General features: G+C 60.0%; 19 protein-coding genes, 1 tRNA gene and 3 pseudogenes. 18 read left to right on the top strand and 5 right to left on the bottom strand.

The window, feature by feature from the left end; genetic code table 11:
* Positions 1-37 precede the first annotated feature (37 nt).
* Entirely contained in the window at positions 38-1,234 is a 1,197-nt protein-coding gene (locus Atro_RS21375) for an amino acid aminotransferase (protein ID WP_497925625.1), read from the top strand.
* Between the two features lie 97 nt (positions 1,235-1,331).
* Here Atro_RS21375 and Atro_RS21370 read toward each other — a convergent pair.
* The 4 genes and pseudogenes from Atro_RS21370 to rlmM all read right to left on the bottom strand — a co-directional run bounded on the left by Atro_RS21370 (position 1,332) and on the right by rlmM (position 3,445).
* Positions 1,332-1,407 (bottom strand) — tRNA-Asn (locus tag Atro_RS21370).
* Positions 1,408-1,549: 142 nt separating this feature from the next.
* Complete coding sequence (locus tag Atro_RS21365) at positions 1,550-1,903, bottom strand: ComEA family DNA-binding protein (protein WP_497925623.1); 354 nt, start codon at positions 1,901-1,903, stop codon at positions 1,550-1,552.
* Positions 1,904-2,073: 170 nt separating this feature from the next.
* Complete coding sequence (gene tusA / locus Atro_RS21360) at positions 2,074-2,331, bottom strand: sulfurtransferase TusA (RefSeq protein WP_497925621.1); 258 nt, start codon at positions 2,329-2,331, stop codon at positions 2,074-2,076.
* Positions 2,332-2,396: 65 nt separating this feature from the next.
* Positions 2,397-3,445, bottom strand: a pseudogene (rlmM, locus tag Atro_RS21355) (23S rRNA (cytidine(2498)-2'-O)-methyltransferase RlmM).
* Positions 3,446-3,621: 176 nt separating this feature from the next.
* On the opposite strand from rlmM, the gene acnA reads away from it, so the two are divergent.
* The 17 genes and pseudogenes from acnA (at position 3,622) to Atro_RS21270 (ending at position 23,615) form a co-directional block, all read left to right on the top strand.
* Positions 3,622-6,309 (top strand): aconitate hydratase AcnA, encoded by a 2,688-nt coding sequence (gene acnA, locus Atro_RS21350; protein ID WP_497925619.1) that lies wholly within the window; start codon positions 3,622-3,624, stop codon positions 6,307-6,309.
* Positions 6,310-8,614: 2,305 nt separating this feature from the next.
* Entirely contained in the window at positions 8,615-10,054 is a 1,440-nt protein-coding gene (ccoN, locus tag Atro_RS21345; RefSeq protein WP_497925617.1) for a cytochrome-c oxidase, cbb3-type subunit I, read from the top strand.
* Positions 10,054-10,662: a cytochrome-c oxidase, cbb3-type subunit II gene (ccoO, locus tag Atro_RS21340; RefSeq protein ID WP_497925615.1), complete on the top strand. Its 609-nt coding sequence runs from the start codon at positions 10,054-10,056 to the stop codon at positions 10,660-10,662. Before ccoN ends, ccoO begins: the two co-directional genes overlap by 1 nt.
* Positions 10,663-10,668: 6 nt before the next feature.
* Positions 10,669-10,854 (top strand): cbb3-type cytochrome oxidase subunit 3, encoded by a 186-nt coding sequence (locus Atro_RS21335; RefSeq protein ID WP_497925613.1) that lies wholly within the window; start codon positions 10,669-10,671, stop codon positions 10,852-10,854.
* 5 nt (positions 10,855-10,859) lie between these two features.
* On the top strand, positions 10,860-11,780 hold the full coding sequence (gene ccoP, locus Atro_RS21330; RefSeq protein WP_497927725.1) for a cytochrome-c oxidase, cbb3-type subunit III: 921 nt from the start codon (positions 10,860-10,862) through the stop codon (positions 11,778-11,780).
* 129 nt (positions 11,781-11,909) lie between these two features.
* Positions 11,910-13,322 carry a cytochrome c oxidase accessory protein CcoG gene (gene ccoG / locus Atro_RS21325; RefSeq protein ID WP_497925611.1) on the top strand — a complete coding sequence of 471 codons (1,413 nt, stop codon included), beginning with the start codon at positions 11,910-11,912 and terminating at the stop codon, positions 13,320-13,322.
* 12 nt (positions 13,323-13,334) lie between these two features.
* Positions 13,335-13,838, top strand: a complete 504-nt coding sequence (locus Atro_RS21320) for a FixH family protein (RefSeq protein WP_497925609.1) — start codon at positions 13,335-13,337, stop codon at positions 13,836-13,838.
* A gap of 73 nt (positions 13,839-13,911) precedes the next feature.
* A pseudogene (locus Atro_RS21315) lies at positions 13,912-16,312 on the top strand (heavy metal translocating P-type ATPase).
* A 25-nt stretch (positions 16,313-16,337) separates the two neighbouring features.
* Positions 16,338-16,559, top strand: a complete 222-nt coding sequence (gene ccoS / locus Atro_RS21310) for a cbb3-type cytochrome oxidase assembly protein CcoS (RefSeq protein ID WP_497925607.1) — start codon at positions 16,338-16,340, stop codon at positions 16,557-16,559.
* The gene (locus Atro_RS21305) at positions 16,552-17,310 is read left to right on the top strand and encodes a sulfite exporter TauE/SafE family protein (RefSeq protein WP_497925605.1); all 759 of its coding nucleotides are present in this window, start codon (positions 16,552-16,554) and stop codon (positions 17,308-17,310) included. Before ccoS ends, Atro_RS21305 begins: the two co-directional genes overlap by 8 nt.
* A gap of 73 nt (positions 17,311-17,383) precedes the next feature.
* The gene (gene hemN / locus Atro_RS21300) at positions 17,384-18,760 is read left to right on the top strand and encodes an oxygen-independent coproporphyrinogen III oxidase (protein ID WP_497927724.1); all 1,377 of its coding nucleotides are present in this window, start codon (positions 17,384-17,386) and stop codon (positions 18,758-18,760) included.
* Between the two features lie 149 nt (positions 18,761-18,909).
* Positions 18,910-19,644, top strand: coding sequence for a fumarate/nitrate reduction transcriptional regulator Fnr (gene fnr / locus Atro_RS21295; RefSeq protein WP_497925603.1), 735 nt, complete (start codon positions 18,910-18,912; stop codon positions 19,642-19,644).
* Positions 19,645-20,165: 521 nt separating this feature from the next.
* Positions 20,166-20,378 (top strand): cytochrome oxidase putative small subunit CydP, encoded by a 213-nt coding sequence (gene cydP / locus Atro_RS21290; RefSeq protein WP_497925601.1) that lies wholly within the window; start codon positions 20,166-20,168, stop codon positions 20,376-20,378.
* Entirely contained in the window at positions 20,378-21,991 is a 1,614-nt protein-coding gene (locus tag Atro_RS21285) for a cytochrome ubiquinol oxidase subunit I (protein WP_497925599.1), read from the top strand. Before cydP ends, Atro_RS21285 begins: the two co-directional genes overlap by 1 nt.
* A 10-nt stretch (positions 21,992-22,001) precedes the next feature.
* Positions 22,002-23,140 (top strand): annotated as a pseudogene (cydB, locus tag Atro_RS21280) (cytochrome d ubiquinol oxidase subunit II).
* Between the two features lie 75 nt (positions 23,141-23,215).
* Positions 23,216-23,332, top strand: a complete 117-nt coding sequence (gene cydX / locus Atro_RS21275) for a cytochrome bd-I oxidase subunit CydX (RefSeq protein WP_152389341.1) — start codon at positions 23,216-23,218, stop codon at positions 23,330-23,332.
* Positions 23,307-23,615, top strand: a complete 309-nt coding sequence (locus tag Atro_RS21270) for a cyd operon YbgE family protein (RefSeq protein WP_497925597.1) — start codon at positions 23,307-23,309, stop codon at positions 23,613-23,615. Before cydX ends, Atro_RS21270 begins: the two co-directional genes overlap by 26 nt.
* A gap of 100 nt (positions 23,616-23,715) precedes the next feature.
* Here Atro_RS21270 and recR read toward each other — a convergent pair whose 3' ends face one another.
* The gene (gene recR / locus Atro_RS21265; RefSeq protein ID WP_497925595.1) at positions 23,716-24,315 is read right to left on the bottom strand and encodes a recombination mediator RecR; all 600 of its coding nucleotides are present in this window, start codon (positions 24,313-24,315) and stop codon (positions 23,716-23,718) included.
* Positions 24,316-24,423: the final 108 nt, after the last annotated feature.

The following is a 24,423-nucleotide window of genomic DNA, read 5'->3' as shown; positions in this document are numbered from 1 at the left end:
TTGCCCTTCACCCTCTTCTTCTTCGAGCACCTCGACCATGAGCCTGTTCTCTGCCGTAGAAATGGCACCGCGTGACCCGATCCTTGGCCTCACCGAAGCATTCAATGCCGATACCCGTCCGACCAAGGTCAACCTCGGCGTCGGCGTCTACTACAACGAAGAAGGTCGAATTCCCCTGCTGCGTGCCGTCGAGGAGGCCGAGAAGGCCCGCATCGCCGCCCATGCGCCGCGCGGCTACCTGCCGATCGAGGGCATCGGCGTCTACGACCAGGCCGTGCAGAAGCTGCTGTTCGGCAACGACTCGGCGTTGCTCGCCGACGGCCGCGTGGTCACTGCGCAAGCCCTGGGCGGCACCGGCGCGCTGAAGGTCGGCGCCGACTTCCTCAAGCGCCTGCGGCCGGACGCCGTGGTTGCCATCAGCGATCCGAGCTGGGAGAACCACCGCGCCCTGTTCGAGTCCGCCGGCTTCCGCGTGCAGAGCTACCGCTATTACGACGCCGCCAGCCACGGCCTGAACCGCGCCGGCATGCTGGAGGACATCAAGGCCCTGCCGGCCGGCTCCATCGTGCTGCTGCACGCCTGCTGCCACAACCCCACCGGCGTCGACCTGTCCGCCGACGATTGGAAGCAGGTGCTGGAAGCGATCCGCGAACGCGGCCACGTGCCCTTCCTCGACATCGCCTACCAGGGCTTCGGCGACGGCATCGAGGAGGATGCCGCCGCGGTGCGCCTGTTCGCCGAGTCGGGCCTGGAGTTCTTCGTTTCCAGCTCCTTCTCCAAGTCCTTCTCCCTCTACGGCGAGCGCGTCGGCGCCCTGTCCATCGTCACCGCCTCCAGGGACGAAGCCGCGCGCGTACTGTCGCAGGTCAAGCGGGTGATCCGCACCAACTACTCGAACCCGCCGACCCACGGCGCCAGCGTGGTGTCCGGCGTGCTCAACAGCCCGGAGCTGCGTGCCCTGTGGGAAGCCGAGTTGGCCGAGATGCGCTGGCGCATCCAGAGCATGCGCCAGGCCATGGTCGAGCAGCTGGCCGCCCAGGGCGCCAAGCGCGACTTCGGCTTCGTCGCCCAGCAGCGCGGCATGTTCTCCTACTCCGGGCTCAGCGCCGAGCAGGTGGAGCGGCTGCGCAGCGAGTTCGGCATCTATGCCGTCGCCACCGGCCGCATCTGCGTCGCCGCCCTGAACCAGCGCAACATCGCCAGCGTCACCCAGGCGATCGCCCAGGTGCTCTGACCCTGACCCGACGGCTCTCCAGCCGAGAGCCGTCGGAGCAAGCTGCTGTCCGGAAAAGCAAAAAGGCCTGATCTTGCGATCAGGCCTTTTTTCGATCTGGCTCCGCGACCTGGACTCGAACCAGGGACCCAGTGATTAACAGTCACTTGCTCTACCGACTGAGCTATCGCGGAACAACGATGCGTATCCTACTGATAGAGAAAGGAAAGTCAACTACTCCGGGGATCGGTGACATTTTCCGGCGACGAGCCGATCCGCGGAATCGGCTGTACAAAAAGGCCGGTCGCAAGACCGGCCTCCCCTGCAGCACCGGAATCAGTTGACGCTCAGGCGATCACGATTCTTGTCCAGTGTGGCAGTGCCGATTCCCTTGACCTCCAGCAACTCGTCCACCGAGGCGAACGACCCGTGGGCCTGGCGGTAGTCGACGATGGCCTGGGCCTTGATGGCGCCAATCCCCAGCAAATCGCGCTCGAGCGTTGCCGCATCGGCAGTGTTGAGATTGACCTTGACCACAGCAGCAGTCGCCTGAACAGCCTGGGCGGACTGTGCAGGCTGGGCCACGACGGGCTTGGCGACTTCGGCCTTGGGCGGTTCGGCAGCCGAGACGGCGACGGAAACGCTGGCCAGCAGGGCAAACAGGAGGGAGGAAAACGGGTTCTTGCGCATGGGTGCACTCCTTGTGTCGTTAAGCGCGGGGTTCCATGACCACGCATCGCCACGATAGCGGACACCTCGGACGGATCGACCGGCCACGTGGCGAAATCCACAACGGATGCACAGAAGCGGCATACCCATGCCGGACTTTTGCGGACGATCCGGCACCCCCGGCAGGCCGCTTACTCCACCTTCTTGCGGATCCAGTACAGATAGGTTCCGCCCTCCTCCTGCTGTCCGAGCAGCTCATGGCCGAGGAAGATGCAGAACTTGGGGATGTCGCGGCGGGTCGAGGGATCGGTGGCGATCACCTTGAGCAGGCCGCCGGCCGCCAGGTCGCGAACCTTGTTGTGCAACAGCATCACCGGCTCGGGACAGTTGAGGCCGGTGGCGTCGAGAATTGCGTCGACGGCCAGGCTGGCAGGATCGGGCTGGGACATGGCTAACTCCAGAAAACCGGTGGGGACATTGTCGCCGAAGCAGCGGCCCGGGTCACGCCGTGGGACTACAGCCGGCGCAGGTGGCAGGTCACTTCCTCGCGATCGTGATAGAGCTGCCGACAGGCGACGGACGCCTTCACGCCACGCACAGCCAGGCCATCGTCGATGCGCTCCAGCAGACGGCGCACTTCGGCATGACGTTGCTTCATCGGCAGCTTGAGGTTGACCACCGCCTCGCGGCAGAGGCCCTCGCCGAGCCAGGTTTCGATCAGTGCGGCCGTGCGGGCGGGTTTCTCGACGATGTCGCAGACCATCCAGTCGACCGGGCGGCGCGGTCGGAAAACGAAGCCATCGGCGCGAACGTGCTCGACCAGCCCGGAGTCCATCAGGCTCGGTGCCATCGGCCCGTTGTCCACCGCCGTCACCTTCATGTGCCGGTTGACCAATTGCCAGGTCCAGCCGCCGGGTGCGGCGCCGAGGTCCACGGCGGTCATCCCCGGCGCCAGGCGCAGGTCCCAGGTTTCGCGCGGAATGAACTGGTGCCAGGCCTCCTCCAGCTTGAGGGTCGAGCGGCTCGGCGCCTCGCGGGGAACTTCAAGCGTGGGATGCCCATCGGCCAGGCGGCTGAGTTGTCCGGCTCGGCCAACCCGAGGAAAACTTCGCGACCGCTCTTGAAGGTCAGCAGCAGGCGCGGCTTGCGCGGATCGTCCAGCAGCCGGCCGGCCTTGAGCAGCGCTTTGCGCAGCGGCACCTCGAACTTGCGGCAGAAGGTCGACAGCTCCTTGCCTTCGTTGCTGTCCAGCACCTCCAGCCAGAGGCTGCCGCAGACCGGATAATCGGCCAGGCGCTCGAGCAGGACGCCGATGCGCTCGCTCTCCGGCAGCTCGACGAAATCGCCGCGCGCCCACTGGCGGGGAAAGATCAGCGCGGCAAAGCGCAGCCCACCCATCAGTCGCTCGGCGCCGCCCGGCTCGCTGCAGACGAACTCGGCATGGGCACTGTTCGGCTTGGCCTTGGCATAGCCGGCCACGCCCAGGCGCCCGGCGTGTTCGCCGATCTCGGCGCAGACCTCGCCTTCGAAACCGGGACGGCAATGCAACAACAGGCTGTTCATGATCGGCATTCTTCCTCGAGAAACCCCATCGCCTTCGGGGCCGCGCATGATAGCCAATTCGGCGACTTCGAGCCTGTCCGGCAGTCCCCTCGAGTGGCGAGTCCCAGCCGACGGAACTAGCTTGGAACACTAGTCCCTCAAGAGCCTGCTCTGCCGAACACTCCCGGAGAAACCCCATGCCTTCCCTGGATAGCCTGAACTGCCGCCGCAGCCTGGAGGTGGACGGCCAGACCTACCACTATTTCAGTCTGCCCGAAGCGGCGAAACGCCTGGGCGACATCAGCCGTCTGCCAGTCTCGCTCAAGGTACTGCTGGAGAACCTGCTGCGCGGAGAGGACGGCGTCAGCGTGCGCGCCGACGACCTCGCCGCGCTGGCCGGATGGCTCGAGACACGCAGCTCCGAGCGGGAGATCGCCTTCCGCCCGGCACGGGTGCTGATGCAGGACTTCACCGGCGTGCCCGCGGTGGTCGACCTGGCCGCCATGCGCGATGCCGTGTCCAGGGCCGGCGCCGATCCGCAGCGAATCAACCCGCTTTCTCCGGTCGACCTGGTGATCGACCATTCGGTAACGGTCGACCGCTTCGCCGATCCGAGCGCCTTCGCCGACAACGTCGCCTTGGAGATGGTACGCAATGGCGAGCGCTATGCCTTCCTGCGTTGGGGCCAGCAGGCCTTCGCCAATTTCCGCGTGGTGCCGCCGGGCACCGGTATCTGTCACCAGGTCAACCTGGAATACCTGGCCCAGGTAGTCTGGAGCCGTGAGGAAGACGGCGAACTCTGGGCCTATCCGGACACTCTGGTCGGCACCGACTCGCATACCACCATGATCAACGGCCTCGGTGTGCTCGGCTGGGGCGTCGGCGGCATCGAGGCGGAGGCGGCGATGCTCGGCCAGCCGGTATCGATGCTGATCCCCGAGGTGGTCGGCTTCCGCCTCAACGGCCAGTTGAACGAAGGCGTCACCGCCACCGACCTGGTGCTCACCGTCACGCAGATCCTGCGCAAGCACGGGGTGGTGGGCAGGTTCGTCGAGTTCTACGGTCCCGGCCTGGACAGCCTGGCGCTGGCCGACCGGGCCACCATCGCCAACATGGCTCCGGAGTATGGCGCCACCTGCGGCTTCTTCCCGGTCGACCAAGTGACCCTCGACTATCTGCGCCTGAGCGGCCGCGACGAGCGGCGCATCGCCCTGGTGGAGGCCTATTGCAAGGCCCAGGGCTTGTGGCATGACACCCAGGCACCGGAGCCCGCCTTCACCACTACCCTGGCGCTCGACCTGGGCGAGGTCCGCCCATCCCTGGCCGGCCCCAAGCGCCCGCAGGACCGGGTCGCCCTGGAGGATATGCGCGTCCAGTTCGACCTCCTGCTGGACCTCGGCGGACGCAAGGCCGAACTCGACAGAGCCTTTCCGATCGGCGACGGCAGTTGCAGCCTGCACCATGGCGACGTGGTGATCGCCGCCATCACCTCCTGCACCAACACGTCCAACCCCAGCGTGCTGATGGCCGCCGGGCTGCTGGCAAAAAAGGCGGTCGAGCGCGGCCTCCGGCGTCAGCCTTGGGTGAAGAGTTCGCTGGCACCGGGCTCCAAGGTAGTCACCGATTATTTGGCGAAGGCCGGCCTCACGCCTTATCTCGATCAGCTCGGCTTCAACCTGGTCGGCTATGGCTGTACCACCTGCATCGGCAATTCCGGTCCTCTGCCGGAGGCCATCGGCCAAGTGATCACCGGCAACGATCTGATCGTTTCCTCGGTACTGTCCGGTAACCGCAACTTCGAGGGCCGCGTGCACCCCCTGGTCAAAGCCAACTGGCTGGCCTCGCCGCCGCTGGTGGTGGCCTTCGCCCTGGCAGGCACCACACGTACCGATCTGACCCGCGAACCGGTCGGCCTCGACGACCAAGGCCGACCGGTTTATCTACGGGACATCTGGCCGAGCAGCGAGGAAATCGCCACTGCGGTCAGTCAGCTCGACAAGACGATGTTCCGCAGGCGCTACGCCGACGTATTCAGTGGCGATGCCACCTGGCAGGCCATTCCGATTGGTGCGGGCACCACTTATCAGTGGGACGCGCGATCCACCTATGTACGCAATCCGCCTTTCTTCGAAAGCGCTGGCCAGCCCCGACCGCCTCTTCACGACATCGAGAACGCCCGTATTCTGGCGCTGTTCGGCGACTCCATCACCACCGATCATATTTCGCCGGCCGGCAGTATTAAGCCCACCTCTCCTGCCGGCCTCTACCTGCAACAACTCGGAGTGCAACCGATCGACTTCAATTCCTACGGTTCGCGGCGCGGCAATCACGAAGTAATGATGCGCGGCACGTTCGCCAATATCCGTATCCGCAACGAGATACTGGGAGGAGAGGAAGGCGGCAACACCCTGCATCAACCGGGCGGAGAAAAGTTGTCCATCTACGATGCGGCCATGCGCTACCAGGCTGAAGGCGTGCCATTGGTAGTGATTGCCGGCAAGGAATACGGCACCGGCTCGAGCCGTGACTGGGCGGCCAAGGGCACTAATCTGCTCGGCGTGAAGGCAGTGATCGCCGAGAGCTTCGAGCGTATCCACCGCTCCAACCTGATCGGCATGGGTGTGCTGGCGCTGCAGTTTGGCGAAGGCACAACGCGCCACAGCCTAGGCCTGAACGGCTCGGAGAAACTGTTCATTCGCGGCTTGTCGGGAAACCAGCTGAAACCGCATCAATCGCTGACGGTGGAAGTCGAGCGCCTGGATGGGACGCGCATTAGCTTTACGGTGCTATGCCGCATCGACACGGCCAATGAAGTCGAGTACTTCAAGGCCGGGGGCATCCTGCAGCATGTGCTGCGGCAGTTGATCGGCGAGTCACCCTCTTAGAAACGCCAGACGGGTGCTCCCTTGAGACGAGCAATCGATTGCTGTGCCGGCTTGAGAGCACTCTGTTTGAGGGGCTGTACTGGCTGCCCGGCAATCCCGCTAAACGCTGCTCCCCCCCAGTGCGGATCGACTGCCCACTGCCGATCTCCGTTAATAGTACCAAGCAAGTCGACATTGACGAGCCTGGCACTTCTATGCTGCTTTGCAAGACTGTTGGTTACAGTTGGGCGCCCGCCCTCCGCTGCGATCGCATTGAGCAGCAGCCAGCAGCAAGCCAGGCTCGTGACAGGGACTACACCACACACCTTCTTCCTGAGGATTGAATGCCAATCCATAGCGCCTCCTTAGCGTCGTTGTGCATGCCGCCTGGTTGAACCAGGACAGCAGCGAATCCGTTCGACCGACTACCCTGCAGATGAGAAGACAACCCTCAATTATCTTGCAGAGGAGCAGTTACAAAGCGAGGGGATACCCCCTCAACAGTTGCCAGAACCAGCAAGTGCTCATCAGCCAATTCGTACTAGCACTCTTGTCCATCGCAAACCAAAACATTGAGCTGTCAAGGCGGAGCGATCAAAAGCGTACAACGTATAAAAATAACAAAAATGCCCAATCGCTTCTATTGCAACTAGCCGCCAAAACGGTGGTCGCATGCAAGACGGGACAGGACATACAAATCAGGCTCGCACCGCCTTTATTCAAAAACAAACATCTATTAAAAACTAAATATACGAATTCATTATTTTACCAAAATGGAACCCAATTCCTGCCTTACATCAACAGGTATGGACTTTTGTGCCGCACTCCACTTCAACCTTTCTCGTGCCAACACCGAAAGAGACACAAATTAGTATCAGATTGCCACAAAGCTAACCAGTGGGCTTGAAAAAACGATAGTCAATCCAAGATAGCCACTAATTGGTCTAGCCATACCTCATGCCAGGCATCGATAGCTCTTAATTTGACTATGCACGGTAAGCCCCCGTGCGACCAGGTGCCATCAAAATACCAGCACTTGCCTCTTCATCACTCAACAGCTACCCGGCTAAAGCTCCTAAAATAGAAAGGCCAGGCAACTTATCATAGCGACGAAGTTACCCAAGCGAAATCTTAAACCTAATCAAAAATGATGGCCAGACAATTCCCATACATAGCACATGGCCATAAGCCCTTCCTTGTAGGCGATAGGCGAACAGCCGGAAAAATCAAAAACACCAACAGTAAATATCAAAACGACATCAGACACACCAACTCAAAGATCGTCAAAACTTCACAATGACATCTGCAACTACAGCAACATGCTACTTATAAGTGAAACCTGGCTTTCTGAGCAGCTTTGAGTCATGGCCAGCCAAGACCAATCAGTGCACGCACATCGCCGCAGATAAGAGGTAGTTTCTCACTACAATTCCACTTATTCATGACCTCGTATCCTCTTAAACGGTCAGGGTCGGCGCTCCGGTCCCCGCCAGATGAGCCATTCTGGAGCTATTCATTTTGCCCGCAGAATAAAAAGGGATAACCCAGGCAAACGAGCGCATGAGCCTATAGCTCTTCCACCAGTAGACTAGCTATGCGTCAACCCACGGGTTTACCACCGATCGACAAGACCGTGGATATTTGCTGGCGCAACAGGGAATAAGTATTGACCAGAAATCCAGTAGACGCCCCCCCTGGATCGGGAGAACACCCGCCAGCCCTTGCCGCCGCGCTATCCCGTTAAGGGAATTGGAAACGCCCTATGGGTAACCCGCGAACAGCAAGACGCTCGGCCATGCCCGCCATGAATTTGTCATTTATCAGAGCTCCCGCACTGTGAGCTAAAATCAGATAGGTATGCAACATGGCTGGCGGCGGACCACTCCACAACCGCTCGCCAATCCCATTAGCGCCCTGCGAGCATTGATCTACGTCAATACAGACCCTTTAGCCATTCACCATCCTTCCCCTGCTTTAAAACACCCCTTTTTTCTGATGAAGCCTGAACATGACATATAGCCCGCTCAAGAGGCACAGATGCCTCTCGAAGTGCGCCCCGATATCCGGCACACCCAATCCTTTGATCGGAGCTCCACTATCTAAACTTTCCAAAATAATTTTGAGATAATGATGTATTGACCCGGCGTCCCTCTTGAAGAGACCGCCTTGGTCGGGCCTGGCCGCAAATAGGGTCGAGTTTTTGCTGCTAGGCCTCTTTTTAACGCAGATCACGACGGCTCGTGCGTTGTCGTAGCTCGCACCGTTGAGCATAGTCACTGCCGTTTTTTGCTTCCAAAAACCTCCATTAACCGTGGAAACCTTAAGCATGAGCACAGCATCGAGTCAGACTGCTTATAACTATAAGGTGGTCCGCCAGTTCGCCATCATGACGGTGATCTGGGGGGTCATCGGAATGGGACTTGGGGTCCTCATTGCCGCACAGCTAGTGTGGCCGGAACTGAACCTTAACCTGCCGTGGACCAGCTTCGGCCGCCTGCGACCGCTGCATACCAATGCGGTAATCTTTGCCTTCGGCGGTTGTGCCCTGTTCGCCACCTCCTATTACGTGGTGCAACGCACCTGTCACACGCGCCTGATCTCCGACAGTCTGGCCGCCTTTACCTTCTGGGGCTGGCAGGCCGTGATCGTGCTGGCCGTGGTTACCCTGCCCTTGGGCGTAACCAGCAGCAAGGAATATGCCGAGCTGGAATGGCCGATCGACATTCTAATCGCCGTGGTCTGGGTCACTTACGCGGTGGTTTTCTTCGGCACCGTCATCAAGCGCAAGACCAAGCATATCTATGTAGGCAACTGGTTCTACGGAGCGTTCATTCTCGTCACCGCCATGTTGCACATCATCAACAACATGGAGCTGCCGGTTTCCTGGTTCAAGTCCTACTCTCTCTATTCCGGCGCTACCGATGCCATGGTGCAATGGTGGTACGGCCACAACGCCGTGGGCTTCTTCCTGACCACCGGCTTCCTCGGCATGATGTACTACTTCGTGCCCAAACAGGCCGAGCGTCCGGTCTACTCCTACCGCCTCTCCATCGTCCACTTCTGGGCGTTGATCACCCTCTATATCTGGGCCGGCCCGCACCATTTGCACTACACCGCGCTGCCGGACTGGGCACAGTCGCTCGGCATGGTAATGTCGGTCATCCTGCTGGCTCCGAGCTGGGGTGGCATGATCAACGGCATGATGACCCTCTCGGGCGCCTGGCATAAGCTGCGCAACGACCCGATCCTGCGCTTCCTGGTGGTTTCCCTGGCCTTCTATGGCATGTCCACCTTCGAAGGCCCGATGATGGCGATCAAGACCGTCAACGCCCTGTCCCACTACACCGACTGGACCATCGGCCACGTTCATGCCGGCGCCCTCGGCTGGGTCGCCATGGTGTCTATCGGCTCGCTGTACCACCTGATTCCGAAGGTCTTCGGCCGCGAGCAGATGCACAGCGTCAACCTGATCAACGCGCACTTCTGGCTGGCCACAATCGGCACCGTGCTGTACATCGCCTCCATGTGGGTCAACGGCATCACCCAGGGCCTGATGTGGCGCGCCGTGAACCAGGACGGCACCCTGACCTACTCCTTTGTCGAGGCACTGGAAGCCAGCCACCCCGGCTTCATCGTGCGGATGATCGGCGGCGCCTTCTTCGTCGTCGGCATGCTGCTGATGGCCTACAACACCTGGCGTACCGTGCGCGTCGCCAAGTCGACTGAATACGAAGCCGCTGCCCGAATCGTTGAGGTTGCCCACTAATGAAGCACGAAGTACTCGAAAAGAACATTGGCCTGCTGGGCCTGTTCATGGTCGCCGCTGTCAGTATCGGCGGCCTGACCCAGATCGTTCCGCTGTTCTTCCAGGACGTCGTCAACGAGCCGGTGGAGGGCATGAAGCCTTATACCGCCCTGCAACTGGAAGGGCGCGACATCTATATCAAGGAAGGCTGCGTCAGCTGCCACTCGCAGATGGTTCGCCCGTTCCGTGCCGAAACCGAGCGCTATGGTCACTACTCGGTTGCCGGTGAGAGCGTCTGGGACCACCCGTTCCTGTGGGGCTCCAAGCGTACCGGCCCCGACCTGGCCCGCGTAGGCGGCCGCTACTCCGACGACTGGCACCGCGCGCACCTGTACAACCCGCGCAACGTGGTGCCGGAGTCGAAGATGCCCGCTTATCCCTGGCTGGTCGAACACAAGCTGACTGGCGAGAAGACTGCCGACAAGATGGAGGCCATGCGCACCCTCGGCGTGCCCTACACCGACGAAGATCTCGCCGGTGCCCGGGAGTCGGTCAAGGGCAAGACTGAAATGGACGCTCTGGTGGCCTATCTCCAGGTTCTCGGCACCTCCATCAAAACCAAACGGTAACGCATCATGGATATCGGGACTCTTCGCGGACTGGGTACCGCTCTGGTACTAGTCGCCTTCGTGGGAATGCTGATCTGGGTTTTCAGCAGCAAACGCAAAAAGAGCTTTGACGAGGCCGCCAACCTGCCCTTTGCGGACGAGCCCGAATCCGGAAAGCGTGACGAAAAAGCTTCTAGGAGCAAGAACGAATGACTTCTTTGACTTCATTCTGGAGTTCGTACATCACCCTGCTGACTCTCGGGACCATCGTCGCCGTTACCTGGTTACTTTTTGCGACTCGCAAGGGCGAGCGCAAAGGCAGCACCGACCAGACCATGGGACATTCCTTTGATGGCATCGAGGAATATGACAATCCGCTGCCCAAGTGGTGGTTCTGGCTGTTTCTTGGCACCGTGATCTTCGCCGTTGGCTATCTGATCCTCTATCCGGGGCTAGGCAACTGGAAGGGGGTGCTGCCCGGCTACGAGGAAGGCTGGACCGGTGTGAACCAGTATCGCAAGGAGGTGGCCAAGGCCGACGAGCAATACGGCCCGCTGTTCCAGAAATACGCGAACATGCCGATCGAGGAAGTAGCCAAGGACGCGCAGGCGCTGAAGATGGGCGGTCGCATCTTTGCCTCCACCTGTTCCGTATGCCATGGCTCCGACGCCAAAGGTGCCTACGGCTTCCCCAACCTGACCGATAACGACTGGCTGTACGGTGGCGAGCCGGAAACCATCAAGACCAGCATCATGGAGGGCCGCAAGGCAGCCATGCCGGCTTGGAAGGACGTGATTGGCGAAGAAGGGATCAAGAACACTGCTGCGTATGTACGCAGCCTTGCCGATCTCAAAGCCCCGGAAGGCGTCGAAGTCAACCTTGCTGAAGGCCAGAAGATCTTCCAGACCAACTGCGTGGTCTGCCATGGCCCCGAAGGCACAGGAACCCATGCCATGGGCGCTCCCAACTTGACCGACCGCGTATGGCTTTACGGCTCCAGCTTCGCCCAAGTTCAGCAGACCCTACGTCACGGACGAAATGGCAACATGCCATCTCATAAGGAGTTCTTGGGTAACGACAAGGCCCATCTGGTAGCTGCGTACGTATACAGCCTGTCGAGCAAAGCCACGGAGAAATGATCGCCTGCAGGCGCGACCAGGGGTCGCACCTGCATTCGAGTTGCCAAGTCTACAATCTACCAAAAGGTAAACTGATTGCGGCCGATCCTGTATCGGCCGGATCACCCTCAAACGCCGTGGTAAGCATTGATGAGCGAGCAAATTCCCGTCCGAGATATCACCCCAGCGGACAAAGACAGCGACAATGTCGATCTTTACATCCAACGTGAAAAAATCTACACCCGCGCCTTCACCGGCCTGTACCGCAACCTGCGGCGTGTCGGCGGCCTAGCACTCTTTCTTCTCTTCTTCGGCACCGCTTGGTTGAACTGGGATGGCCGCCAGGCCGTCTGGTGGGACCTGCCGGAGCGCAAGTTCTACATCTTTGGCGCCACCTTTTGGCCACAGGACTTCATGCTCCTGTCCTGGCTGCTAATCATCTGCGCCTTCGGTTTATTCTTCGTCACCGTTTTCGCCGGGCGCGTTTGGTGCGGCTACACCTGCCCGCAAAGCGTCTTCACTTGGGTCTATATGTGGGCGGAAAAGGTCACTGAAGGAGACCGTAACCAGCGCATGAAGCTGGACAAAGCCCCGATGAGCGGTCAGAAAATCCTCCGCAAGATGGCCAAGCATGGCATCTGGCTGGGGATCGCCCTGCTCACCGCCATTACCTTCGTCGGCTACTTCACCCCCATTCGCCAACTGGTACCCGATCTGCTGAGCCTTGATGTCGGAGGCTGGGCTCTGTTCTGGATTGGCTTCTTCACACTGGCCACTTATGGTAACGCAGGCTTTCTCCGGGAGCAGGTATGTGTCTATATGTGCCCCTATGCGCGCTTTCAAAGCGTGATGTTCGACAAAGACACATTGATCGTCTCCTACGATCCAGACCGTGGCGAAAAACGTGGACCGCGTAAAAAAGGCATCGACTACAAGGCTCAGGGCCTGGGCGACTGCATCGACTGCACTATGTGTGTTCAAGTGTGCCCCACCGGAATCGATATTCGTGATGGCCTGCAGTTCGAATGCATCGGCTGTGCTGCCTGCATCGACGCCTGCGACTCCATTATGGAAAAGATGAACTATCCGAAGGGCTTAATCAGCTATACCACCGAACACCAGCTATCCGGCGAGAAGAGCCGTCTGCTACGCCCGCGCCTGATCGGCTATGCCATTGCACTGATCGCCATGTCGAGCCTGTTCGGATACGCCGTATCCAACCGCTCCCTGGTCGAACTGGACGTGCTAAAAGATCGGGTGCTTTATCGCGAAAATACCGATGGTCGCATCGAAAACGTCTATATCCTGAAGGTCATGAACAAGGCTCAGCGCGACCTTACTTTCATGATTGATGCTAAAGGCCTCGATGGCCTGATTTATGAGGGGCAGCGCGAGGTGCAAGCCAGCGCTGGGGAAATCTTGTCGATTCCCGTGGAGTTGTCCATCAATCCAGAGAAGCTGCCTGCGAGCACCAATGACATCGTTTTCAGGATACAGTCCGCTGACGACCCGAGTATTCAACAAGACGCCGAAAGCCGCTTCATCGGCCCCAGCGTCCGCTAGCCAAGGTAATGCATGCGCCCGACCGACATTGAAAGCAGCCGCTGGTATAAGCAGTTCTGGGCTTGGTTCGTCATTGCGATCCTTCTCTGCTCAGTAGTGCTGGGAGTCAGCCTGCTGGTGATTTCCATCCGCGAGGCGGACAGTCTAGTAGTGGATAACTACTATGATGCCGGCAAGGGCATCAACACCTCGCTAGAGCGGGAGCATCTCGCTCGTCGCTTGGGTATGCGAGCCCGGCTCGTGCTCCATGAGGAGAATGGTATCGCCGAGATCCAATTGATGGGCAACAGCCGCCCCCAGCAACTGGTGCTCAACTTGATCTCGCCGACCCAAGTGGAAAAAGATCGCCGTGTCGTGCTGCAGCCACAAGCCGACGGCTTCTATCGGGGACAGATGCAGGACGTGGCGCAGGGGCGCCGCTTCGTCGAGATTTTGGGCCAGGAGGGCGGAAATGACTGGCGCCTGTTCGAGGAAGAGCAACTCGAATCCGGCGCTCCCCTCGAACTGGGCAACTAAGGCAGTCAACGGCAGTCCCCGCCGTCGACCTGTCTAGGTTTCAATCATACTCACCCCGCACTTCGGCATTCCCATGGCCAGCCTCACCCCCTGCTATCACTGCGGCCTGCCGGTTCCTATCGGCAGCCACTTCCAGGCTCGCGTACTGGGCGAGTCCCGCGTAATGTGCTGCCCCGGCTGTAAGGCCGTAGCCGAAGCGATTGTCGCCGGCGGTCTAGAGAGTTACTACAGACATCGTAGCGAGGCTGCCGCCAATCCGGAGGCTTTGCCCCAGGCACTGAACGAGGAGTTGGCCCTCTACGACCGTGCAGATGTACAGCAGCCTTTCGTCCAGCGCGAGGGCGAGTTGGCTAGCACCTGCCTGCTGATCGAGGGCGTTAGTTGTGCCGCCTGCGGTTGGCTGATCGAGAAACACTTGCGCAGTTTGGGCGGCGTTGCCGATGCCAGCCTCAACCTGTCGAACCACCGTCTGTACGTGCGTTGGAATGTCTGCGAGATGCCACTGAGCCATCTGCTCGAAGCGCTGCGCCGAATTGGCTACGCTGCCCACCCCTATCAACCGGATCGGGCCACCGAACAGCTAGCCCGCGAAAATCGCCGAGCACTGAGGCAATTGGGAGTCGCCGGCTTGTTATGGTTCCAAGTGATGATGGCCACCATGGCCACGTGGCCAGAATTCAATCTTGACCTCTCGGCCGGGATGGACAAGATCCTCCGCTGGGTCAGTCTGATTCTTACCACGCCGATCGTTCTCTACAGTAGCGTCGACTTTTTCAAGGGGGCATGGCGCGACCTGCGCACACGCCACCTAACTATGAACGTCTCCGTCAGCTTGGCGATCGGCGGCGCCTATACGGCCGGCATCTGGTCGACCCTGACCGGCCAAGGTGAGCTTTATTTCGATGCTGCCGGCATGTTTGCCCTGTTCCTCCTCGCCGGGCGCTTCCTCGAGCGTCGTGCCCGCGAACGCACCGCCGTGGCCACTGCCCAACTCGTCAATCTTCTCCCCCTTCCTGTCTGCGCCTTGATGACAAGGGACACAGCGAGCGCATTCTGCTCAGGGAACTCAGCTTGGGCAACCTCGTGCTGGTACCCCCAGGTCATTTATTGCCTGCCGACGGCCGTATCGTCGAAGGGCAGTCCAGCGTCGACGAGTCCCTGCTGACCGGTGAATATCTGCCGCAACCCCGTGCCCCGGGTGACGCAGTCACAGCTGGGACTTTAAATGTGGAAGGACCGCTGATCATTGAGGTCCAAGCCTTGGGCGACGACACCCGCCTCTCGGCGATCGTGCGCCTGCTCGAGCGCGCCCAAGCCGACAAGCCTCGGCTCGCCGAACTGGCTGACCGGGTAGCACAGTGGTTCCTGCTCGCCATGCTGGGTGCAGCTATAGTAGTCGGTCTCATCTGGTGGCAGATCGACACGAAACAAGCTTTCTGGGTCATGCTCGCCCTGCTCGTTGCTACCTGTCCCTGTGCCCTATCACTAGCTACCCCTACCGCCCTCACTGCGGCCACTGGCAGCCTGCACAAACTGGGTCTGCTGCTGACCCGCGGACACGTACTGGAAGGACTGAACGGCATCGACACGGTCATCTTCGACAAGACCGGCACCCTCACCGAAGGACGCTTGGCACTGAAGGCTGTACATTCTCTACGTGAACTGGACAGCGATGCGTGCCTAGCACTGGCCGCTGCCTTGGAAAACCGCTCCGAACACCCGATCGCTCGCGCTTTCGGTCGAGCCCCTCAGGCCGCCGATCATGTCGATTGCATTCCCGGGCAAGGTCTAGAGGGAGTCGTACAAGGCCGGCTTCTACGTATAGGCCAGCCCGCCTTCGTCGCCACGCTCTATGGCCAGCCGATGCCACCCATCCCCGGCGAACAAGGCCAGTGGCTGCTGCTGGGTGATCAGCAGGGACCGCTGGCTTGGCTGGTGCTCGACGACCGCCTGCGCGAAGACGCCTCCATGCTGCTCGATACCTGCCGCGCACGTGGCTGGCAAACCCTGCTGCTCTCGGGCGACAGCTCGCCAATGGTTGCCGAAGTGGCCAAGCAATTGGGTATCGACGATGCTCGCGGCGGCCTGACACCGGACGCCAAGCTCACGGTGCTCAGACAATTACACTCGGAAGGGCACCGCGTCCTGATGCTCGGCGATGGGGTGAACGACGTTCCAGTGCTGGCCGGCGCGGACATCAGCGTGGCCATGGGGTCGGCTACCGACCTGGCCAAGACCAGTGCCGATGCCGTTCTGCTCTCAAACCGGCTGGATACGCTGGTGCAAGCCTTCGCCCTCGCCCGTCGCACCCGCCGCATCATCATTGAGAACCTGGCCTGGGCCGGCCTGTACAATGGCCTGATTCTACCCTTCGCCGCACTCGGCTGGGTCACCCCCTCTGGGCCGCGATTGGCATGTCGCTGAGCTCTCTTCTGGTGGTCCTGAACGCCTTGCGGCTGACCCGCGGCATCTGAGCCGCCAGCACAACAGGAGCATGACATGGCTGCGCTCTATGTAATGATTCCAGTCGCTGTGATCGTGGTCGCCTTGGCCATCTGGCTGCTTTTCTGGGCTATCGACAACGGCCAGTACGACGACCTCGACAGCCCGGCTCACACTATTCTCTTCGATGACGAAGACCCCTCGCACCAAGCAGGGCTAGCCGAGGTGAAGCATCCGGAAAAGCTCGCCAAGCCGGACGAGGAACCTCCCCGTGCCTGAATTTCCGCTGCTTTTCTCGGCCATAATCCTGGGTCTGCTCGGTGGAGGGCACTGCCTGGGCATGTGCGGCGGCCTGATGGGTGCCCTGACGCTGGCGATCCCGCCCGAACAGCGAGCCCGTCGCTTGCGCTTGCTGCTCGCCTACAACCTCGGACGAGTCCTCAGTTATGCTGCCGCCGGCCTGCTGATCGGCCTGGGCGGCTGGGCTGTGGCCAACAGCCCGGCAGCCATTGCACTGCGCATCGCCGCAGCCCTGCTGCTAATCGCCATGGGCCTATACCTGGCTGGCTGGTGGAGCGGCCTGACCCGACTCGAGGCTCTCGGCCAAGGGCTCTGGCGATATATCCAACCAGTTGCCTCCCGCCTGCTGCCGGTCGACAGCTTGTCTCACGCGCTGCTGCTCGGCACACTCTGGGGATGGCTGCCTTGCGGGCTGGTCTACAGCACCTTGCTCTGGGCGGCCAGCCAAGGCAGCGCCTTGGATAGCGCCCTGCTGATGTTCGCCTTCGGTCTCGGCACCTGGCCGGTGCTGCTCGCCACCGGCTTAGCTGCCGAGCGCCTGACCACTTGGCTGCGGCAGCGGCACGTCCGCATTGCCGGAGGACTGCTGATAATCCTGTTCGGTTTCTGGACGCTTCCCGGGCCTCATCAGAAATGGCTGACAGGTCATCACCATCATGGCGCAATCAGCCAGATGTCGGCACCAGCCCAGTCTTTCAGTGAGCGAGCAGGAACTGTCAAACCCGTTTGATGCAAATCAACAAGCCTTCTGGCAGCGTTCTTTTAGACTTCGTTCCACAGCTTGCCCATACCGGAATCCCCCTATGCCTGCTCCGATCAAATGGGATACCAACCTGATTCGTCGTTACGATCAGGCAGGTCCGCGCTACACTTCATACCCCACGGCAGTGCAATTCCAGCCTGGCGTGGGCTCTTTCAAGCTGCTCAACGCCCTGCGCGAAAGCCGCCAAGGCAAACGTCCACTGTCGATCTACGTACATATCCCGTTCTGCGCCCACGTCTGCTACTACTGTGCCTGCAACAAGGTCATTACCAAGGATCGCGGCCGCGCCCTGCCCTATCTTGAGCGCCTGGAAAAGGAAATCGACATAATCAGCCGCCACCTGTCCCCGCAACAGCAGGTCGAGCAGTTGCATCTGGGCGGCGGCACACCGACCTTCCTCAGCCACGGCGAACTACGGCGATTGATGGAGTTTCTGCGCCAGCGTTTCAGCTTCGCCGAAAAGGGTGACTTCAGCATCGAGATCGATCCTCGCGAAGCGGACTGGTCGACCATGGGACTGCTCCGCGAGCTGGGCTTCAACCGCATCAGCCTCGGCGTGCAGGACCTCGACCCCGAAGTCCAGCGCGCGGTGAACCGCTTGCAAAGCCTGGAGGAAACCAGCGCTATCGTCGAAGCCGCACGGACCCTGGGCTTCCGCTCGATCAACGTCGACCTCATCTACGGTCTGCCCAAGCAGACGCCGGAAAGCTTCGCCCGTACCGTCGAGGAGATCATCGCCCTGCAACCCGACCGGCTATCGGTGTTCAACTATGCCCACCTGCCGGAGCGTTTCAAGCCACAGCGGCGAATCAGTGCCGCCGACCTGCCTGCACCCGCCGACAAGCTGGCCATGCTGCACAACAGCATCGAGCAACTCGCAGCTGCCGGCTATCAGTACATCGGCATGGATCACTTCGCCCTCCCCGATGACGAGCTGTCGATTGCCCAAGAGGACGGCAGGCTGCAACGCAACTTCCAAGGCTACACCACGCACGGTCATTGCGACCTGATCGGGCTGGGCGTTTCATCCATCAGCCAGATCGGCGATCTCTACAGCCAGAACGAGAGCGACATCGACACCTACCAGGGTCGCCTCGACAACGATCAGCTGCCGACCGCCCGTGGTCTGCAGTGCAATGGCGACGACCGGATTCGCCGCGCGGTCATCCAGAAGCTCATCTGCGACTTCCAGCTGGACTTCATCAGCATCGAGCAGCAGTTCGGCATTATCTTTCGGGACTACTTCGCCGACGTCTGGCCCCAACTGCAGAGCATGACCCGCGACGGCCTGATCGCTCTAACGCCGCAAGGTATTGAAGTCCTGCCCGCTGGGCGCCTGTTGGTTCGCTCGATCTGCATGCTTTTCGACTATTATCTGGTCGAACACAATCGCCAACGATTCTCCCGTATTATCTGAATCGCAGCGTATCGAGAGCCCATATAGAGGCCTTTCGATACGTCGCTCCGAAGATGAAGACTTCTGCGGGTTAAGACCTTTTGTCAGTTGACTAAAGCCTGGGGTATTATCCTCCGGCAAAGCGCATCACAAGTAAGAGAAAGCTGCCTATGTCGGATAAATCCAAGGTACGCCCCGTGCATCATATCCGCTGTCAGGAGTGCAGTCTGGCGGCCTTGTGCCTACCGATCTCGCTCAACTTCGAGGATATCGATGCCCTGAATGAGATCGTTAAGCGTGGCAAGCCGATCAAGAAGGGCGAGTTCCTCTTTCGCCAAGGCGATGCCTTTGGCTCGGTATTCGCCGTGCGCTCGGGCTCCCTCAAAACCTTCAGCGTCAGCGACAGCGGCGAGGAGCAGATTACCGGCTTTCACCTGCCCAGCGAGCTTGTGGGGCTTTCCGGCATGGACAGCGACAGCTGCCCGGTTTCCGCACAGGCTTTGGAAACGACCTCAGTCTGCGAAATTCCCTTCGAGCGCTTGGACGAGCTTGCCCTGCAACTACCTCAGCTGCGGCGCCAACTGATGCGGGTCATGAGCAGGGAGATCCGCGACGACCAGCAGATGATGCTGCTGCTATCGAAGAAGACCGCGGACGAGCGCATCGCCACTTTCCTGATCAATCTATCCTCACGCTTCCGAGCGCGAGGCTTTTCCGCCAATCACTTCCGCCTAGCGATGTCGCGCAATGAAATTGGCAACTATCTAGGCTTGGCCGTCGAAACTGTATCGAGGGTATTTAGCCGCTTCCAGCAGAACGAGCTGATTGCCGCCGAGGGCAAGGAAGTGACCATTCTCAACCCCATTGAGCTGTGCTCCTTGGCAGGCGGGAACATGGAAGTCTGACTCTGACGGGCGCCGCTAGACGGCGCCTCCGTCTCACAGACTGTTTGAGATCTGCAACACAGCAGAGGGCTCAGTTTCCACCAGGGAAACTTTGCATTGGCCTATCCAGACGCCCGAAACATAACTATTCCCCAAAAGCACGACGGACCTGGCAGCCAAGGCTTTTTCAGGATCTCCCCTGCACGCTATAGCGCCTCCTACGAACCGATACCCCCATGCGCCTGTATGCATCCACAGGCCATTATTTTGCCCCCACAACCCTCCTACCAAAGGCTTAAATGCACGTCAGTGCAAAAAAGTCAATACAAGACATTTCTCTTAATTATCATATACTTATAGCGCCTGAGCAGCTCATCACCTCCCCTCTTAAAGCTCCCTCCAAATAGCAAAAACAGGCCTGCGTCATTGACCTGCGTCAATTGGTCACTACCGACCAGCAGCGAATCTTGATTTATTTGACCTGGATCAACGTGCCGTCTTCCTGTCGACCGTTGGCCATCCAGCCTTTTGGAGCTGCCCACATGTCTCAACCATCCAAATCTTCGCCTTGGCGTATTCCTCTGGTTCGGGAGCTCGTTGTCATCCTGGCGATCAAGCTGGGCGTGATCATCGGTATCAAAGCACTTTGGTTCACAGAGCCGACAGTGCCTAAAGACGGTACCGAGAAAGTCAGCGAGCGACTGTTCGGCAGTGTGGCAGTGAAACATCAATCCCCGACCGAGGAGAGTCCCTGATGATCTCGGAATCCGTCGTAGACCTATCGCGTCTGCAGTTCGCCATGACGGCGCTGTATCATTTCCTGTTTGTACCACTGACCTTAGGGATGACCTTCCTGCTCGCCATCATGGAGTCGGTCTACGTAATGACCGGCAAGCAGGTCTACAAGGACATGGTGAAGTTTTGGGGCAAGTTGTTCGGTATCAACTTTGCTCTTGGCGTCACCACCGGCTTGACCATGGAATTCCAGTTTGGCACCAACTGGGCCTACTACTCCCACTACGTGGGCGATATCTTCGGTGCGCCGCTGGCCATCGAGGGTCTGATGGCCTTCTTCTTGGAGTCCACCTTCATCGGCCTGTTCTTCTTTGGCTGGGATCGGCTATCCAAGATTCAGCATCTGGCAGTGACCTGGCTGGTAGCACTCGGCTCCAACCTGTCTGCCCTGTGGATTCTGGTCGCCAACGGCTGGATGCAACATCCAGTCGGCGCAGAGTTCAACTTCGAAACCATGCGGATGGAGCTGGTAGACTTTGGTGCTCTGCTCCTCAACCCGGTAGCTCAGGTCAAGTTCGTTCACACCGTCGCCTCCGGCTATGTAACCGGCGCCGTCTTCGTACTGGCCATCTCCAGCTACTACCTGCTGAAAAAGCGTGATCTTGGCTTTGCCCGCCGCTCCTTCGCAATCGCTTCAGCTTTCGGCATGGCATCCATCCTCTCGGTTCTCGTGCTCGGTGACGAATCCGGCTACGAAGTCGGTGAGGTACAGAAGACCAAGCTTGCTGCCATTGAGGCTGAATGGGAAACCCACCCGGCGCCGGCCAGCTTTACCCTGTTCGGTTTCCCGAACGAGGAAGAGCAACGCACCGACTTTGCAGTCCGAATCCCCTTTGCCTTGGGCATCATTGCTACTCGCTCGCTGGATGAACAGGTCACAGGCATCAAGGACCTGATCATTGAAAGCGAAGCTCGCATTCGCAATGGCATGGTCGCCTACGGACTGCTGGAAGAGATTCGTGCTGGCGACAAGAGCCCGGAAAAGATTGCAGCCTTCAACGAAGTCAAGGGCGATCTTGGCTATGGCCTGCTGCTGAAGAAGTACACCCCGAACGTGGTTGACGCTTCCGAGGAGCAGATCAAGCAAGCTGCCAAGGACACCATTCCTAGCGTACCCAGTATGTTCTGGAGTTTCCGCGCCATGGTGGGCTCGGGCATCGTGATGCTCGTCCTGTTTGCATGCGCCTTCTGGGCCTCGGCTCGCAAGAACGAGGAAAGCAAGCCCTGGCTGCTCAAGTTTGCCCTGTACAGCCTGCCGCTGCCGTGGATTGCTACCCAGACAGGCTGGTTCGTCGCCGAACATGGCCGTCAACCTTGGACCATCGGTGGCGTTCTGCCCACTCATCTCTCTGCCTCTAGTCTGTCCACGGCTGATCTCTGGGGCTCCCTGTTCGCTCTGATCGCGTTCTATACCCTGCTGCTGGTAGTCGAGATGTATCTGATGATCCGTTTCGCACGCCTTGGCCCATCCAGCCTGCATACCGGCCGCTATCACTTCGAGCAGCTTGAGCAGTCGGCTGACAAGCATGCCAGCCCGAGCCAGGCGGAACCCCAACAACCAGTCAGCGCCTAAGGAAAACGCCATGTTTGATTACGAAACACTGAAATTGATCTGGTGGGGCTTGATCGGTGTATTGCTGATCGGCTTCGCTCTGACCGACGGTTTCGACATGGGGCCATGGCAATCATGCCCTTCGTCGCCAAGACCGACAATGAACGCCGCGTCGCGATCAATACCATCGCTCCGCACTGGGACGGCAACCAGGTATGGTTCATTACCGCCGGTGGTGCTCTGTTCGCCGCCTGGCCGCTGGTCTATGCCACGGCCTTCTCCGGCATGTACTGGGCTCTGCTCTTGGTCCTCTTCGGCCTTTTCTGCCGCCCGGTAGGCTTTGACTACCGCAGCAAGCTGGAAAACAAGAAGTGGCGCGACATCTGGGACTGGGCACTGTTTGCTGGTGGCGCCCTGCCTGCCCTGCTGTTCGGGGTAGCGTTCGGCAACCTGTTCCTCGGCCTGCCGTTCCGCTTCGACGAAACGATGCGCGCTCACTTCGAGGGCTCTTTCTTCTCCCTGCTGCACCCCTTCGCCCTGCTGGCCGGCATTGTGAGCCTGAGCATGCTCAGCGCCCACGGCGGCTCCTGGCTGATGCTGCGGACCGAAGGCGAACTGTACGAGCGCTCCTGCAAAGCGACCCGTCTGTGCGCCCTGGTGTTCCTGGGTGGTTTCTTCATCTGCGGCATCTGGCTGCTGCTGGGCATCAACGGCCTGAACCTGGTCGACAACTTCGATCCCAACACCGCCCTGAACCCGCTGACCAAGCAGGTCACCCTCGATAACAGCGGCTGGCAGACCAACTATGTGCGCTACCCCCTCACCCAGTTCGCTCCGCTGCTGGGTCTGGTTGGCGGCGCGCTGGCCATGATGGGCGCGCAAACCAAGCGCAATGGTATGGCCTTCCTGGGCACCAGCCTGGCGATCGTCGGCGCCATCCTCACCGCGGGCTTCGCCCTGTTCCCGTTCGTGATGCCCTCGGCCATCGATCCGCTCTCCAGCCTGACCGTGTGGGATGCGGTATCCAGCCAGAAAACCCTGGGGATCATGCTGATTGCCGCCATCATCTTCGTGCCGATCATCCTGGGCTACACCCTGTGGTGCTACTGGCGCATGTGGGGCAAGCTGAACGACCAGACCATCGAAGCCAACCCTCACGGCCTGTACTGACCGAAACCGGCGCGGACCTTGTCCGCGCCATCCCCAATTGAGATCGCCCGCTCCATGGCGGGTCTAGGAGGCAACATGTGGTACTTCAGTTGGATTCTCGGCATCCTGCTGGCTTGTGGCTTCGGCGTCATCAACGCCCTGTGGCTGGAAACCACCATGAAAATGGATGAGGGTCCGGCGGGTGACGAGTGAGAAGCAGCTTCTACAGCGGCGCCCGCTCCGCATTCTGTCGCTGCTCCTGGCCACACCGATCACGCTGGTATTTCTGATTCATCCATCGCTGATCGTCGACCCCGAGGCCGGGTACAGCCACAGTATGCTGATGCTGGTGATGCTGGGAATTTCCAGCGGCTTCATTCACGGCGTCGGCTTCGACCCACGCGGCCTGGTCTGGCGCATCCTGTTCCACCCCGTGGGTGGCTGGGTGCTGATGGGATTGGGTTACGCAATTCTGTACAAGGTACAGATGGGTTGATTCCCCAAGAAGGCCCCGCAAGGGGCTTTCTGCTTCTTACCCTGCCCTCACCCGCTTATCTCATCCTTGCCAAACGATCATCTACCGCTCGGCAGCAGCCTCACAGGCTGATCGGCTTGCGTCCGGCCAGAGCGTGGCTCAAGGTGCCACCGTCTACCAACTCCAGTTCGCCGCCCAGCGGTACACCATGAGCGATGCGGGAAACCGTGATGCCCTTGGGGGCCAGAATCTGGGCGATATAGTGGGCAGTGGCCTCGCCTTCCACCGTCGGATTGGTGGCGATAATCACTTCCTCGAAAGATCCCTGCTCGATCCGCAGCAATAACTCGGGAATGCCGATAGCTTCAGGGCCGAGACCGTCGAGGGGTGACAGGTGCCCCTTGAGCACGAAATAACGGCCGCGATAGCCGGTTTGCTCGATGGCGAACACGTCCATCGGGCTCTGCACCACACAGAGCAGGGCATCGTTGCGACGCCGATCGGCACATTGCGGGCAAAGCTCCTCCTCGCTCAGAGTCCGACACTGTCGGCAGTAACCGACATGCTCCAGAGCCTGAGCGAGCGTCTGAGCCAAACGCAAACCACCGCTGCGATCACGCTCGAGCAGATGCAGAGCCATGCGCTGGGCGGTTTTCTGCCCCACGCCGGGCAGGATGCGCAGGGCGTCGATGAGTTGGCGGATCAGCGGACTGAAGCTCATGGCGAAAGGACCGGAGGGCTGGACAACAAGACAGATCACTCAAGAAAAGGCGGTCAGCCAATGTCCTCTCCCACAAGTTGGAGAGGGCGAGCGCGTGAAGATCGGAAA

Source organism: Azotobacter tropicalis (assembly GCF_059739045.1).
The sequence above is the reverse complement of the archived record's forward strand: the minus strand, read 5'-3'. Positions and strand labels throughout refer to the sequence as shown.